Source organism: Reyranella sp. (assembly GCF_017305915.1).
Classification (GTDB): domain Bacteria; phylum Pseudomonadota; class Alphaproteobacteria; order Reyranellales; family Reyranellaceae; genus Reyranella.
On record NZ_JAFKJN010000018.1, the window covers coordinates 350,095 to 363,475 of the forward strand.

A 13,381-nucleotide genomic window follows, 5' to 3' on the forward strand; every position below is an offset into this window, starting at 1 on the left:
CGCTTCACGCGATGCTTTCGAGATAGACGACGGCGAACAGGCGCTCGGGATCGGTCCAGGTCTCCGCGACGCGAAAGCCGCCGCTGGCCGCCAGCGCCGACAGGTCGGCGGTGTCGTACTTGTACGAATACTCGGTGTGGACGCGTTCGCCGGCAGCGAAGTCGAAGCGCTGGCCAGCGACCATGACAGACTGCTTCTTCAGGCTCCGGAAGTAGATCTCGATGCGGCCCTCGGCCTCGTCGTAAAACGCCTCGTGCGCGAAAGCTGCAAGGTCGAACGTCGCGTGCAGCTCGCGGTTCAGGCGCCGCAGCAGGTTGAGGGTGAAGGCCGCGGTCACGCCGGCCGCATCGTTGTAGGCGTCGTGCAGGCGCTGCGGGTCCTTCTTGAGATCGACGCCCAGCACCAGCGCGCCGTCGTCACCCAGGAGCTCGCGCGTGTGGCGCAGGAACACCGTCGCTTCCGACGGCGTCAGATTACCGACGGTCGAGCCGGGAAAGAATCCCAGCCGCCGCCCGCCGCTCTCGATCGGCAGCACCGGCTTCATGAAGTCGGCGCAGACCGGCAGCACGTTCAGCCGCGGATAGTCGCGCCGCAGCCGCGCCGCCGTCGTATCGAGATGCTCGCGCGAGATGTCGATCGGCGCATAGAGCGCGAGCTCGGGCAATGCCTCGATCAAGAGCCGCGACTTCACGCTCGAGCCGCTGCCGAACTCGATCAGCGCGCAGCCCGGGCCGGCGCGGCGGCCGATGTCGGCGGCGTGCCGCTTCAGGATCGCGGTCTCGGTGCGCGTGAGATAATACTCGGGCAGCTCGCAGATCTCGTCGAACAGCGCCGAGCCGCGCTCGTCGTACAGGAACTTCGCCGGGATGGCGCGCGGCGTCACCGACAGCCCGTCGAGCACGGCCTGGCGGAATTCCTCGCGGTCCGTCTCTGCGACCCGCAGGTTGAGCACGGGACCGTTCATCGGAGATCCTCCGCCAGGCGAATTCCTCCGAACATCCAGCGTGCATCCGGCGGAAAGAAATTGCGATAGGTCGTCCGGATATGGTCACGCGGCGTCGCCGCACAACCGCCGCGCAGGACCATCTGGTTGGCCATGAACTTGCCATTGTACTCGCCGATCGCGCCGGCCGGTTCGCGAAAGCCCGGATAGGCGACGTAGGGGCTGGCCGTCCATTCCCAGACATCGCCGATCATCTGCGCGAGCCCCTCACCGTCGGCTGGCGCCGGATGCCGCAAGCCGTCCTCGAGCAGGTTGCCGTCGAGGGCCACGTCGGCCGCGGCGATCTCCCACTCCGCCTCGCGCGGCAGGCGCTTGCCCGCCCACTTCGCGTAGGCGGCCGCCTCGTAGAAGCTGACATGGCAGACCGGCTCCTCCGCCCGCCGCGGCCGCAGGCCACCAAGGGTGAAGATGCCGTCCTCGTGCCAGTAGAGCGGCGCGTCCCAGTCGCGCTGCTGCACGCAGTCCCAGCCGGCCGACAGCCAGAACCCCGGCCGGCGGTAACCACCGTCGGCGATGAAGGCCTCGTACTCGCCGCAGGTGACGAGGCGACTCGCCAGCGCAAAGGGATCGACCCAGATGCGATGACGCGGACCTTCGTTGTCGAAGGCGAAGCTCTCGCCTGCATGTCCCATCTCGACCAGACCGCCTTCGAAGTCGAGCCAGCTGATCGGCGCACCGGTCGTCGCCGGCATAGGCTCCGGCGCATAGGCCGAAAGCAGCGGGTTCAGCGACAGCGCGTGCTTGATGTCCATCAGGATGAGCTCCTGATGCTGCTGCTCGTGATGCAGGCCGAGCTCGATGAGATCGGTCGCGTTGCTCTGCGCGATCAGCGGCACCATCGCCTCGGTCACGTGCCGGCGATAGGCGAGGACCTCGTCGACGCCCGGCCGGGTGATGATGCCGCGCTGGGGCCGCGGATGACGCGGGCCAACCGCCTCGTAGTAGGAGTTGAACAGGTACTCGTAGGACGGATCGAACGGGCGATAGTCCGAGAGCTGCGGCTTCAGCAGGAAGGTCTCGAAGAACCACGTGGTGTGCGCGAGATGCCATTTTGTCGGGCTGGCATCCGGCATCGACTGCACGGTCTGGTCTTCGAGGGAGAGCGGTTCGGCCAGCGCTTCGGTCTGCCGGCGCACCGCGAGGAACCGATCGAGGAGCGGGAGGGCGTGCGTCTGCACGCTACGCGTTATCAGTTTCGACACGACATCTCCGCATCGGGTCCTAACGCGGGCCGAGAATACCCGGTTGCCCGAGTTATGTTAGCGTCCACTTCGTACCCCAGGGGGAAGAAAAAGTGCCAGTTTGCGAAATCGATCCCTGGCGCATGCAATACTTCGCAGGTGTGCCCTGCCCCGACGACGTCTTCATTCCGACTGAGGACAGCGACGCATGGTCCTGGAATCCCGCCCATCGTTGGGTCTACGACAAGCTCGCGGTCGCCCTGAGTCAAGGGCTCGAGGCGGCACCGCACGGCGTTAGCCCTCCGCACTATCCGGTCTTTTCCAAGCCGATCTACAACCTGAAAGGCATGGGCGTGGGCAGCCGCCCCCTTCAATCCGAATCGGACTACATCGCCGCATATCAGCCGGGACATTTCTGGGCGACCCTGCTGGAAGGCGACCATGTCAGCAGTGACGTGGTGGTAATTGACGGCGAGCCGAAATGGTGGCGTCACGCGCGCGGCATCACCGGTCGGCAGGGCACCTTCGACTACTGGGAGGTCGGCACCGCCGTCAGCCCCGCCCTCGACGACTGGATCGGCGGATGGAGCCGCAAGCACCTGAGGGGCTACAGCGGCATCATCAACCTCGAGACGATCGGCGCGCGCATCATCGAGGTCCATCTGCGATTCGCCGACCAGTGGCCCGACCTCTATGGCGGCGACCGCTGGGTCGAGGCGCTGGTGCGGCTCTACACGAAACACGACTGGCAATTCGACGACGGCGCGCGGCGCACCGGCTACAGCGTCGTGCTGTTCTCGCCGCACGGCCGGCGCTATCGCCATCCGCCCGAAGCGTTGCAGCAGGAGATCGTGGCGATGCCGGGCGTCTCCAGCCTGCAGATCACCTTCCACGAGGACTGGGCGCCGGAGCGCCACGCCATGCCGCCCGGCGGCTTCCGGGTGGCCATCATCAATTGCTGGGATCGAACGGCGGGCGACGCGGCCCGCGACCGGCTGCGCGCCCATTTCGGGCAAGGCTAGACCGCCGGAGACGCGCCAATCCAGTGGCGCGTCATAGTTTTTTCGGATCAGCCCGGCCGGCGGTAGTTGATCTCGCGGTTGACGCAGCGATCGTAGCGATCGGTGCCGCGCGCCAGGCCGTAGGACAGGCACGCCTCCTGCGCGTCGGCGGCGACGCGGGCCTCGGCGTAGCCGGCGGCCATGCGCCCGCGGGAACGTGCAGCGGCCTCGCGCTCGGCGCAGATGCGATAGCCCTCGGTGCCGCGCACGTAGCCGTAGGCGGCACAGGAATCGTCGGCCGGCGCCACCACGGTGCGAGTTTCGTGGACGGTGCATGCTGCGGCGAGAGCGCCGGCAAGGATGGCTATCGCGATGGGCGCAAGACGCATGGCTGCTCCTCGCCTCACGAATTGCGGCGCATGAAGTTCGCCACGAGGGTGACGAGGAACATCACCAGCGCGATGACGAACAGGATCTGCGCGATGCCGGTGGCGGTCGAGGCGATGCCGCCGAAGCCGAACAGGGCGGCGACGAGGGCCACGACCAGGAACATCGATGCCCAATACAGCATGGGTCTCTCCTGGAGTGAGGCGGCAGGCTGTAGTGGCTCCGTAACGCGGCCTGTAGCCGCGCGGTTCCGGGCAACGACCCATGACGGGCATTCGTTAGGGGTGCGCTGTGTTTCGTGGCCGCGGCAAAAAACGACGGAACGCCCGGGCAACCGCGGGGGCGCCTTGGCGTTCATCACTGCTGAGGCCCCCCTTGAACGACCAACGGAGGCTCCTCTATGCAACGCGAAGTGACCCCTGTTGAATCGCGCGGCGGCGTCATCAGCGGTCGAGTTATGCTCGTCCTGATCTCTTCCGTCGTCGGCGCTGTGATCGCTTTGGGGCTCGCCTGGGCCTTGTTCGTCCGGCCGCACTGAGCCGCTATCCTCTCACCTCCCCTCTGTGAGTAGCGTTGGATGAGCCCGCCCGGTCACAAGCTAACCGATGCAGAAGGCGCCCTGCTCGACGAGATCTTGATCCTCGCCCGTAGCGCAGGTCCCGAAGTGCCGATCAAGGACCTCGAGCTGCGGCTCGAGGATCGCGGCTTCAGCGACATCCAGACGCGGCGCGCGCTGATGTCCCTGCTGCGCCGCGGCCATGTCTCGCTCTCGGGCGGCAAGCGCGTGAGCTGGAAGGGCACGAACGAGCACGACCGCCCGCACTAGGGCGTCGGCCTCGGCTCAATCGCGGTATTCAAGGTGGCGGCGCACATACGCCACCACGAAGCTGCAGGCCGGCTGGATCTTGAGGCCGGCCCGGCGCGTGTCGTCGAGCGCCTCTTTGACGAGCTGCGAGGCGTAGCCTTTGCCCTCGTCTTCGGGCGGCACTTCAGTGTGGGTGAAGACCCGACGGTCGCCGTGCTGGTGATAGACGGCAATGGCCAGGCCATGCCCCGTCTTCATTTCGTAACGGCTGAGCGCCGTATTGTGCGCGACCGTCACCGCACGCCTCCCGTCAGCGCACGGGAGGGATGTTCTCCACGTAGCGGCCCGAACCGGCGATCTTCGCCTCGCGCTCGGTGCACAGGCGGTATTGCGGCGTCCCGACATGCAGCTCGTAGGACACGCAGGCGTCGTCCGCCACGACGTACGAGCGGGTCTCGCTGGTGCAGGAGGCGACCCCGATCACCGCCATAGCTGCAACGACATGCTGCCGGATCATGCCAGTCCAACGCCGGCTCCGCGGCCCGGTTACCAAGGTGCGGCATCATGCGCGATCCACCTCCCAGAACATCGGATAGGACGACTGGATCAGGCCTTTCAGGTCGCTGCGATAGCCGGCCGGAATGGTGAACTGGCCCCACATCACCGACGGCGTCAGCGCATAGGCCGCGGTCTGGATGTCCGCCGCGATCTTGCGCCGCTCCTCCGGCGTCGCCGCCTGGGTGAAGGACTTGAGCAGCGCCGGGATCTGGTTGTCGCAGGACCAGCCCGGGTAGTCGGCGCTGCAGGTCGATGCGATGTAGAAGTGCGACAACGGCGAGAACATGTCGGTGCCGTTGGAGTAGACCGGGAACATCGACCAGCCCTCCTTCTTGGAACGGCGGGCCAGCACGGTCGGCCAGTCGCGCGGCTGCTGATCGACGGTGAAGCCTATGTCCTTCATGTTCTGCACCAGCACCCGCGACGCGGTCTGGCTGATCGAGCCCGACACTTCGAGGATGACCACCGGCTCGCCCTTGTAGCCCGAGGCCTGGAGCTCGGCCTTGGCCGCCGCCATGTCGAACCTGTTGCCGGCGGCGCCGGCATCGGTGGTGAGCGGCGTGCCGCACATGAAGAATGACGGGCAGGATTGCGAGCGGTAGCGGTCGGGCACGCCGATCGCGGTCAGGATCGCATCCTGGTCGACCAGCTTCCACATCACCTTGCGCACCGCCGGATTGTCGAACGGCGGCGCGGCGTGATTGAGCCGGAAGTTGCCCTGGAACTGGTGGATGCCGCCCAGGCCGAGCAGCTTGACGCTCCTCTCCTTCTCCAGGATCGGCAGCATGTCGAACGGCAGGTACTGCATGTAATCGATCTCGCCCGCCATCAGCGCGTTGGCGCCGGTCGACTGGTCGACCATCACGCGCAGCGTGAGCTGGTCGATCTTCACGCGCTTGCCGCCGGCCAGGAAATCCGGCGCCTCGCGGCGCGGCACGTAGTCGGGGTTGCGCTCCAGCAGCATGGTGTTGCCGGGCCGCCACTGGTCCTTCACGAAGCGGAACGGGCCCGAGCCGATCGGCTCGGGGATGCGCTGGTCGGGCGGCGTCGCGGCGATGCGCGCCGGCATGATCACCGGCAGGGGCGCGTTGGGCTTGCCCAGCACCTCCAGCATCAGCGGGAACGGCTGCTTCAGCACGAACTCGAAGGTGCGCGGGTCCTTGGCCTCGAGCGTCGCGGTGTCGGCCATCAGCATCTTGCCCAGCGGGTCGCGCACCGACCAGCGCTTGAGCGAGGCGATGACGTCGGCCGCGGTGACCGGCGCGCCGTCATGGAACTTGAGGCCGTCGCGCAGCGCGAAGGTCCAGGTGAGCTTGTCGGCGCTCACCTGCCAGCTATCGACCATCTGCGGCCGCATCTCGCTCTTCTCGTTCATGGCGAACAGCATGTCGAAGACGTGCAGGCCGAAGGTGCGGGTGATGGCGGCCGTGGTGAAATGCGGATCGAGGATGGTGACCTCGGACTCCCAGACCACCGTCATGCCCTTGGCCGCCCGCGCCTCGCGCGGCCGGATCAGCGACGCCGCCGCCACCGCCGCACTGCCCGCCAGGACCGCTCGCCGCTTGAAACCACTCATACGCCCTTACCCCCATCGTCTGGAGGCGGGAGCCTACCGTTCTCCGGCGGCAAACGAAAATGGCCGGCTGTGCGCCGGCCCTTCACGCGAAATTCACGAGAGGCTCAGGTCGGTGCCATCGGCACGCACACCACCTTGTCGACGAACATGTCGACGCGCGGTCCGCGCACCGCCACGCCGAGCCGCTCGCCGGGACCGGCGGTCGGCACGTAGAGGCGGACCGATTCGACCTTCTGGCCGTGGTTGGTGAAGTGGCAATCCACGATCGGGTCGATCGTGGCGCCGCTGTTGTTGGTGACGTACAGGACCGAGATCCAGCGCTGCCCCGGCACCGCCTGCAGCGACGGCGCGTCGAGGGTCATGATCGGCACCGAGGGGCCGGCCGTGATCGGCACGGTGCCCATCAGCTCGGCGCGCGGCCGCTGGGTGACCATGCCCGGCACGCCGCCCTGCTGGGAGCGCGGGTCGAACTCGCGGTTGACCGGGTGGTTGGGGTCGGTCGGCTGATAGGCGTCGAGCGAGTCGAGGCTCGGCGTCCAGACCTTGCCGGTGCGGGTGTCGGTGATCTTCCCAGGATAACCGGGGCTCGCGGCCACGTTCTGGGCCAGCGACGTTCCGGCCGCGCCGATCGCCGCCAGGCCGGCGACGATTGCCACGATGCGAAGTGCCTTCATCGCCCGCGCTCCGCTCACATGCTCTTCTGCTTGTGCTCCCAGCCGCTCACTTGGGCCTCGGCCTCCTGCTGGCTGATGCCGTAGCGGGTCTGGATCTTGCCGACCAGCTGGTCGCGGCGGCCCTGGATCTCCATCAAGTCATCGTCAGTGAGCTTGCCCCACTGCTCCTTGATGGCACCCTTGGTCTGGTTCCAGCTGCCCTTGATCTTCTGCCAGATCGTGTCGGTGTCCGACCGGGTGGTCGTCGTCGTGGTCGTGCTGCTGGTCTGGGCGTAGGCGACCGGAGCGGCGATCAGCGAGACGGCGGCGATAGCGGAAAGAAGGGAGATAGGACGCACGGGCAACCTCCTGTCATTCGGCGCGCGTTGAGTGGTCGAGTAACGGCGCGCCAAAACGAAGGTTGCCGGGAGGCGAGGCTAGAACAGGAACGCCTTCATCAGGATCGCCAGCGGCACGATGATCAGGACCGCGCCAAAGAGATCGAGCAGCTCGCCATCGAGCGGTCCGGGCGGCTCACGATGCACTTCATGCGCCTGGACATCGGCAAGATTGCTGCCGCGGGTACGCGATCCTCCGCTGTGCAGTGTAAACATTTGACGCCCCTACGTTCGGTATCGTGCGTAATAAACGCACACCCGGAAGCGCCGGTTGCAGCGGCTGCGCGACTAAGCTGTGTCTGCCCGTCGCGCGACCTCGTCCAGTGCCTGCTGCAGGTCGATCGAGGAATAGGGCTTGCCGATGAACCGCAGGTCGCTTTCCGAGGGCGCATCGCTCTTGCCGTAGCCGCTGGCGATGATCACCGGCAGGCCGGGGAAGCGCCGCCGCACCTCGGAGGCCAGCTCCTCGCCGGTCATCCCGGGCAGGCCGAGATCGGTCAGCAGCACCTCGAAGGTGTTGCCCCGGTCGAGCAGGTCGAGCGCCTGCTCGGCGCTGCCGACCGCGGCGACCAGGCAGCCCAGCCGCTCCAGCATGTCGACCGTCGACATGCGCAGCACCACCTCGTCCTCGACGAACAGCACCCGGCGCGGATGGTCGGAACGGGCCGCGAGAGCGGCGCCGGCGACGGGCGGGACCGGCGGCGCCGGCTGCTGGCGGGCGGCCAACACCGTGCGCACCCGGGCGGCCAGCTCGTCGCTGCGATAGGGCTTGGCGATCAGCGGCAGGTCGGCCCCCTCCTCGTGCGCCGCGATGAGGTCGCGGGTGTAGCCCGAGGTCAGCAGGACGCCGATGCCGGGCCGCCGATGCTGGGCGAGCCGCACCAGCTCGATCGCCGACAGCACGCCCGGCATGACGACGTCGGTGAACAGGAGGTCGAACGCCGAATCGCTCTCGAGCAGCTGCGCGGCGGCATCCGGACTCTCGACGGCGACCAAGTGGTAGCCCCAGCCCTTCAGCATGTCGACGACGGCGCGGCGGACCTCCTCGTTGTCCTCGACCACCAGGATGCGCTCGCTGCCGGAAGCCGGCATCGGCGTGCGGCCTTCCGGCTCGGCCACCGGATCGAGGGTGCGCGGCAGGTAGAGCTTGACGCTGGTGCCCTGCCCGATCGCGCTGTCGATGCGGATGTGGCCGCTGGACTGGCGCACGAAGCCGTAGACCATGCTGAGGCCGAGGCCGGTGCCGCGGCCCTCGTTCTTGGTGGTGAAGAACGGGTCGAACGCCTGGGCGATCACGTCGGCCGGCATGCCGGTGCCGGTGTCGCTCACCGCGATCAGCACGTAAGGCCCGGGCGTCACGTCGGCGTGCAGCGCGGCGTAGCGGCGGTCGAGCGTGGCGTTCGACACCTCCATGCGCACCGTGCCGCCGTCGGGCATGGCATCGCGCGCGTTGAGCGCCAGGTTGAGGATGGCGTTCTCGAGCTGGCCGGGATCGATGCGGGCGTTCCAGGCGGCATCGTCGATGGCGAACTCGATCTGGACGCGCTCGCCGATCGCGTTGCGCAGCAGGTCGCCCATGTCGGCGACCATGCGGGCGACGCTGGTCGGCTGCGGCGCCAGCGGCTGGCGGCGCGCGAAGGCGAGCAGCTGCTGGGTCAGCCGCGCGCCGCGGTCGGCGGCGGCCGTGGCGCTCATCAGCCGGTCCATCGCCTCGGAGCTGCCCTCGACGTTGGCCTTCATCAGGTCGAGGTTGGCCTGGATCACCTGCAGGATGTTGTTGAAGTCGTGCGCCATGCCGCCGGTGAGCTGGCCGACCGCCTCCATCTTCTGGCCCTGGCGCAGCGCCATCTCGTCGCGCAGCTTCTCGGTGACGTCGACGCAGCGCACCACCGCGCCGCCGCCCGCCATCTCGCCGCGCGACGCCTCGTAATCGCGGCCCTCGTAGGAGACACGCGCCGTGAGCTGCGGCTCGCGTCCGGGGTCGCCGATCCTGAGCGGCCGCAGCAGCGCGCGCGTCGCCGGGAAGCGCTCGGACAAGAGCTGCTCGCGGCCGAGCACCGGATCGCGCGCCGGATCCCAGCCGGCCAGCCGGATGAAGGCGCCGTTCCAGGCCACCACATGGCCGTCGGCATCGAGCACGAAGATCGGGTCCTGCAGCGTCTCTAGCGTGGTCTGCAGCAGCTGGCTGCGCCCCGAGAGCTGTTGCTGCGCCTCCTCGAGCCGCGAGCCGCCACGCACGATCAGGTACATGCCGACGATCAGGCAGGCGAAGGCGCCGCTCAGCACCAGCACGCCCGCGAGGTCGGCCTGGTCCTGCTCGGAGCGCAGCATGGCGAGCCGGCTCGACAGCATCAGGCGCTGGCCCTCGACGAAGGCGTCGGCGATCTGGCGGATGCGATCGGTGGTGGCGCGGCCGGCGTTGCGCGGCATTATCGCGTCGCGGCCGTAGAGCTGGAAGGCGACGATGGTGGCGTTGAGCTCGCTCAGCTTCTCCGCCGCCGCCGTCCGGAACTCGGCGACCTGGCGCAGCGCCTCGCCGTCATCGCCGATCGCCGCCTCGAGCTGGCGCACCACCGGGTCGAGCCGCAGGCGCGCCCGCTCGTACGGCTCGAGATTGACGATGTCGCCGGTCAGCAGATAGGCGCGCTGCCCGATCTCGGTGTCCTGCAGCACGATCAGCGCCTGGCGCATCAGCGAGATGGTCTCGTAGTTGTTGACCACCAGACGCTGCTGCTCGTTGGCCGAGCGGTAGCGGGCATAGGTCAGCAGCGCGCCGGTCGCCACCAGCACGGCGATCGTGAGCCCGACCACCAAGCCGATCATCCGCGAGGTGTTGCGGACGTCAGCCATCCGCCCCGCCTTCGGTCTCGTCGCGCGGCATCGGGAAGGTGACGACCACTCGCGTTCCGCCGGCCGGCCGCTCGCCGATCGCGACCTCGCCGCCGAGCTGCATGGCGAGCCCGCGGATCAGCGTCAGCCCGAAGCTGCCGCGCGTTCCGCCCGGTCCGGCTCCGACCGGGGCCGGACCTGGCGGCTCGAAACCATTGTCCTCGATCACCAGCTCGACTTCCTCGCCCTTCTCGTGCGCCTCGATGCGAATCTCGGGCACCGCGACCCCGGTGAAATCGTGGTTGAGCGCGCGCCCCACCGCCTCAGTGACGATCAGGCCGACCGGGATCGCGAGATCGGGGCCGACCGCCATGATCGGCGCACGGATGGTGTAGCGCGGCTGCGGCCGCTCGATACCCGGCCGCGCCACCGAGATCTGGCGCACCAGGTCGCTGATGAACTGCTGGAAGTCGACCAGCGACCAGCTCGAGCGCTCGTAGAGGTGGCGGTGCAGGATCGACAGCGTCAGCACGCGGTTCTGGGCGTCGCCGAAGAAGCGCCGGATACGCGGCGAGCGAATCTCGCCAGCCTGCAGGTTCAACAGGCTCGAGATCATCTGCAGGTTGTTCTTCACCCGGTGATGGATCTCGCGCAGCATGTGGTCGCGCTGCTCCAGTCCCGCCTTCAGCTCCTGCTCGCGGCTGGCGATCGCGGCGGCCATCTCGCTCACCCGCGCGCCGACCGATGTCATTTCCGGCGCCCAGCCGGGCGGCGCCTCGAGCGCGCCGGCCTCGCCGCGAGCGACCCGGCCCGCGAACTCCTGGATGCGGCGCAACGGCTGCACGCACCAGCGATCGGCGCCGAGCCAGAGCGCAGCGAGCAGCACCGCGCTCGCCACCGCGATCAGCGCGAACTCCCACCAATCGGCCAGCAGCATCCCGAGGCTGCGATCGGCCGGGATGGCGCCGATCACGAACAGCGTGCCGCCGGCGAGCGGCCGGACGGCGAAGTCATAGGTGGCGCCGTTCTGGCCGTAGTCGGCGAAGGTGAACTGGCGCGCGGCGATCGCGGCGCTGAGACGCGACGGCACCGGCAGCGCCGCCGTCGCCCGTGGATCGCCGCCGAGCGGCGCGCCGTCGCGATCGACCAACGCCACGCCGGCCGACCCCGCCGACTGCGGCGAGGCGAGCTGCTCGGCCATGCTGCGCAGCGACAGGCCGAGCGCGCACATGCCGTGGAACTGGCCGTCGAGCATGATCGGCAGCGCCATCGGCACGACGGTGCGCGGCGTGATGCGGCTGGCGATATAGGAGCCGATGGTGAAGTTGTGCGACTGGCGGGCGGTCTTGAACACCTCGCGATCGGAGAAGTTCATGCCGCGCGCCGACGGCGAGCTGGCGCAGCGCGCCACGCCCTTGTCGTCGATCCCCACCAGCGCCGAGTAGTCGGACGGGAAGCGCTGCAGCAGTTGCGCCAGATAGCCCTCGCAGCGCTCGACATCCGCTGCCGTCGCCGCGGATTCGAGGGCGGCGCGCACGGCGTCATCGGTGCAGGCGGCGATCAGCAGGCGGCGCGAGCCCTCGACCAGCTCGCGATGGCGACTCGCGGCGCCCTCGGCGACCGCGGACGCGGCGTCGGCGCGGCGAACCTGGGTCTGCCGCGAATCGTGCCAGGCGCGCCAGCCGGAAAGGAACAACACCGGCAAAAGCGCCAGCACCGCCACCATCACCAGCTTCGTGCGCAGCGACCAGTGAGGCATGGTCGAGCGCCTCGGCCGCTAGATCGAGACGGTATCCAGCGCCTGGGCGATCGCTGCGCGGAGCAGGTCGGGGTCGAACGGCTTGGATATAACGAAGGCGGGCTCGAGCCGCGTGCCGGTCAGCAGGCGCTCGGGATAGCCGGTGACGAAGATCACCGGGACGGTCGCCGACTGCAGGATCTCCTTCACCGCGGAGATGCCGCTGTCGGAGCCGCGCAGCTGGATGTCGGCCAGCACGAGGTGCGGCGAATGCTTCTTGGCGAGCTCGACCGCGGCCTTCTCGGTGGCGGCAATGCCGACCACCTCGTGGCCGGCGTTGCGCACGATGTCGGCGACATCGAGCGCGATCACCGCCTCGTCCTCGATCACCAGCACGCGCACCGAGGCGACGCGCTGCAACTCTCGGCGCGCCTCCTGCAGGCTGTGCTCGGCCTTGTCGACGTCGATGCCGAGGATGTGCGCGGCGTCGGCGACGGTGAAGCCCTCGAGCACGGTGAGCAGCAGCACCTGGCGCTGCAGGGGCGCCATCTCGGTCAGCGATTCCTTCAGCCGGCCGCTGACGCTGGCGGCGTCGCTGCCCTGCTCGAGGCTGCCGAACGGCTGCTGCAGGCGATGGAACAGCGCGAACACGCCGAGCTTGGTGTCCTCGGCACCCTGGATCAGCTCGGGCTGGCGCACCGCGACTTCGGCGCACAGGCGCACCCATTCGTCGCCGCGCTGCTGCGAGCCGGTGACGGCGCGCGCGTAACGACGCAGGAACGGCAGCGTCTTGGTGATTGCTTCGGATAGTTTCTTGTTTGCCGGTCCGTTTGGCACAGCGACCCCCTTTTTGACTCTCAGGATACGCGGGCGCGTAGAGTACGCCCTGATCCCGACCTGACAACCCACGAATCGAACTCCCGGCCCAATGCGGGGCCGGGAGCCGAAGCCTCATCGACTTTTCGTCGCGCTCAGTGCGAGCGCCTAGTAATAGCGATAGTACCGCGGCTGCTCCGGCGTCGTGGCCGCGCCGACCACGGCACCCGCCGCGCCGCCGACCACCGCACCAGCGATCGGCGCACCGACCGTCGAGCCCACCACCGCGCCGGTACCCGCACCGATCGCGCCGCCGGTCAGCGCGCGGTCCGTCGGGTTATTGCCGCACGCCGCGGTGAGCAATCCCAGACCAATCAGCGCCGCGAACGGCGCAATCCTACTGATCGACATTGTTAGTCTCCTCGTGCAAGGCCCG

General features: G+C 68.5%; 17 protein-coding genes. 3 read left to right on the top strand and 14 right to left on the bottom strand.

The window, feature by feature from the left end:
• Positions 1 to 4 precede the first annotated feature (4 nt).
• Positions 5 to 964 (bottom strand): L-histidine N(alpha)-methyltransferase, encoded by a 960-nt coding sequence (gene egtD, locus J0J01_RS18840; protein ID WP_296383348.1) that lies wholly within the window; start codon positions 962 to 964, stop codon positions 5 to 7.
• A complete protein-coding gene (gene egtB / locus J0J01_RS18845; RefSeq protein WP_365737527.1) occupies positions 961 to 2,205 on the bottom strand; it encodes an ergothioneine biosynthesis protein EgtB in 1,245 nt (414 codons plus the stop codon). The genes egtD and egtB overlap by 4 nt, the downstream gene beginning before the upstream one ends.
• 122 nt (positions 2,206 to 2,327) lie before the next feature.
• On the opposite strand from egtB, the gene J0J01_RS18850 reads away from it, so the two are divergent.
• Positions 2,328 to 3,206 (top strand): hypothetical protein, encoded by an 879-nt coding sequence (locus tag J0J01_RS18850; RefSeq protein WP_296383350.1) that lies wholly within the window; start codon positions 2,328 to 2,330, stop codon positions 3,204 to 3,206.
• 47 nt (positions 3,207 to 3,253) lie between these two features.
• Here the strand turns inward: J0J01_RS18850 and J0J01_RS18855 are convergent, their stop codons facing one another.
• Positions 3,254 to 3,574 (bottom strand): hypothetical protein, encoded by a 321-nt coding sequence (locus J0J01_RS18855; protein ID WP_296383353.1) that lies wholly within the window; start codon positions 3,572 to 3,574, stop codon positions 3,254 to 3,256.
• Positions 3,575 to 3,588: 14 nt separating this feature from the next.
• Positions 3,589 to 3,756 (bottom strand): DUF1328 domain-containing protein, encoded by a 168-nt coding sequence (locus J0J01_RS18860; protein ID WP_296383355.1) that lies wholly within the window; start codon positions 3,754 to 3,756, stop codon positions 3,589 to 3,591.
• Positions 3,757 to 3,972: 216 nt separating this feature from the next.
• Between J0J01_RS18860 and J0J01_RS18865 the strand changes: the two genes are divergently transcribed.
• Together J0J01_RS18865 and J0J01_RS18870 are read left to right on the top strand one after the other, a co-directional pair.
• The gene (locus J0J01_RS18865; protein ID WP_296383357.1) at positions 3,973 to 4,110 is read left to right on the top strand and encodes a hypothetical protein; all 138 of its coding nucleotides are present in this window, start codon (positions 3,973 to 3,975) and stop codon (positions 4,108 to 4,110) included.
• Positions 4,111 to 4,149: 39 nt separating this feature from the next.
• A complete protein-coding gene (locus J0J01_RS18870; RefSeq protein WP_296383359.1) occupies positions 4,150 to 4,398 on the top strand; it encodes a hypothetical protein in 249 nt (82 codons plus the stop codon).
• A 15-nt stretch (positions 4,399 to 4,413) separates the two neighbouring features.
• Here J0J01_RS18870 and J0J01_RS18875 read toward each other — a convergent pair whose 3' ends face one another.
• The 10 genes from J0J01_RS18875 to J0J01_RS18920 form a co-directional block, all read right to left on the bottom strand.
• The gene (locus J0J01_RS18875; protein ID WP_296383361.1) at positions 4,414 to 4,674 is read right to left on the bottom strand and encodes a GNAT family N-acetyltransferase; all 261 of its coding nucleotides are present in this window, start codon (positions 4,672 to 4,674) and stop codon (positions 4,414 to 4,416) included.
• Between the two features lie 13 nt (positions 4,675 to 4,687).
• Positions 4,688 to 4,894, bottom strand: coding sequence for a hypothetical protein (locus J0J01_RS18880; protein WP_296383362.1), 207 nt, complete (start codon positions 4,892 to 4,894; stop codon positions 4,688 to 4,690).
• A 45-nt stretch (positions 4,895 to 4,939) separates the two neighbouring features.
• On the bottom strand, positions 4,940 to 6,511 hold the full coding sequence (locus J0J01_RS18885; RefSeq protein WP_296383364.1) for an ABC transporter substrate-binding protein: 1,572 nt from the start codon (positions 6,509 to 6,511) through the stop codon (positions 4,940 to 4,942).
• Between the two features lie 104 nt (positions 6,512 to 6,615).
• Positions 6,616 to 7,185 (bottom strand): hypothetical protein, encoded by a 570-nt coding sequence (locus J0J01_RS18890; protein ID WP_296383367.1) that lies wholly within the window; start codon positions 7,183 to 7,185, stop codon positions 6,616 to 6,618.
• A 14-nt stretch (positions 7,186 to 7,199) separates the two neighbouring features.
• Complete coding sequence (locus J0J01_RS18895; RefSeq protein ID WP_296383459.1) at positions 7,200 to 7,403, bottom strand: CsbD family protein; 204 nt, start codon at positions 7,401 to 7,403, stop codon at positions 7,200 to 7,202.
• 198 nt (positions 7,404 to 7,601) lie between these two features.
• Positions 7,602 to 7,778, bottom strand: coding sequence for a hypothetical protein (locus J0J01_RS18900; protein WP_296383368.1), 177 nt, complete (start codon positions 7,776 to 7,778; stop codon positions 7,602 to 7,604).
• Positions 7,779 to 7,850: 72 nt separating this feature from the next.
• The gene (locus tag J0J01_RS18905; protein ID WP_296383370.1) at positions 7,851 to 10,412 is read right to left on the bottom strand and encodes a response regulator; all 2,562 of its coding nucleotides are present in this window, start codon (positions 10,410 to 10,412) and stop codon (positions 7,851 to 7,853) included.
• Positions 10,405 to 12,150, bottom strand: a complete 1,746-nt coding sequence (locus J0J01_RS18910; protein WP_296383372.1) for a sensor histidine kinase — start codon at positions 12,148 to 12,150, stop codon at positions 10,405 to 10,407. The genes J0J01_RS18905 and J0J01_RS18910 overlap by 8 nt, the downstream gene beginning before the upstream one ends.
• Positions 12,151 to 12,168: 18 nt before the next feature.
• Positions 12,169 to 12,966: a response regulator gene (locus J0J01_RS18915; RefSeq protein WP_296383374.1), complete on the bottom strand. Its 798-nt coding sequence runs from the start codon at positions 12,964 to 12,966 to the stop codon at positions 12,169 to 12,171.
• Between the two features lie 147 nt (positions 12,967 to 13,113).
• Positions 13,114 to 13,356: a bacteriocin gene (locus tag J0J01_RS18920; protein ID WP_296383376.1), complete on the bottom strand. Its 243-nt coding sequence runs from the start codon at positions 13,354 to 13,356 to the stop codon at positions 13,114 to 13,116.
• Between the last annotated feature and the right edge of the window lie 25 nt (positions 13,357 to 13,381).

Bases quoted from the DNA above. Each gene is read 5' to 3' on its own strand.
- egtD (WP_296383348.1), bottom strand. From the start codon at position 964: ATGAACGGTCCCGTGCTCAACCTGCGGGTCGCAGAGACGGACCGCGAG.
- J0J01_RS18850 (WP_296383350.1), top strand. From the start codon at position 2,328: ATGCAATACTTCGCAGGTGTGCCCTGCCCCGACGACGTCTTCATTCCG.
- J0J01_RS18855 (WP_296383353.1), bottom strand. From the start codon at position 3,574: ATGCGTCTTGCGCCCATCGCGATAGCCATCCTTGCCGGCGCTCTCGCC.
- J0J01_RS18860 (WP_296383355.1), bottom strand. From the start codon at position 3,756: ATGCTGTATTGGGCATCGATGTTCCTGGTCGTGGCCCTCGTCGCCGCC.
- J0J01_RS18865 (WP_296383357.1), top strand. From the start codon at position 3,973: ATGCAACGCGAAGTGACCCCTGTTGAATCGCGCGGCGGCGTCATCAGC.
- J0J01_RS18870 (WP_296383359.1), top strand. From the start codon at position 4,150: ATGAGCCCGCCCGGTCACAAGCTAACCGATGCAGAAGGCGCCCTGCTC.
- J0J01_RS18880 (WP_296383362.1), bottom strand. From the start codon at position 4,894: ATGATCCGGCAGCATGTCGTTGCAGCTATGGCGGTGATCGGGGTCGCC.
- J0J01_RS18885 (WP_296383364.1), bottom strand. From the start codon at position 6,511: ATGAGTGGTTTCAAGCGGCGAGCGGTCCTGGCGGGCAGTGCGGCGGTG.
- J0J01_RS18890 (WP_296383367.1), bottom strand. From the start codon at position 7,185: ATGAAGGCACTTCGCATCGTGGCAATCGTCGCCGGCCTGGCGGCGATC.
- J0J01_RS18900 (WP_296383368.1), bottom strand. From the start codon at position 7,778: ATGTTTACACTGCACAGCGGAGGATCGCGTACCCGCGGCAGCAATCTT.
- J0J01_RS18905 (WP_296383370.1), bottom strand. From the start codon at position 10,412: ATGGCTGACGTCCGCAACACCTCGCGGATGATCGGCTTGGTGGTCGGG.
- J0J01_RS18910 (WP_296383372.1), bottom strand. From the start codon at position 12,150: ATGCCTCACTGGTCGCTGCGCACGAAGCTGGTGATGGTGGCGGTGCTG.
- J0J01_RS18920 (WP_296383376.1), bottom strand. From the start codon at position 13,356: ATGTCGATCAGTAGGATTGCGCCGTTCGCGGCGCTGATTGGTCTGGGA.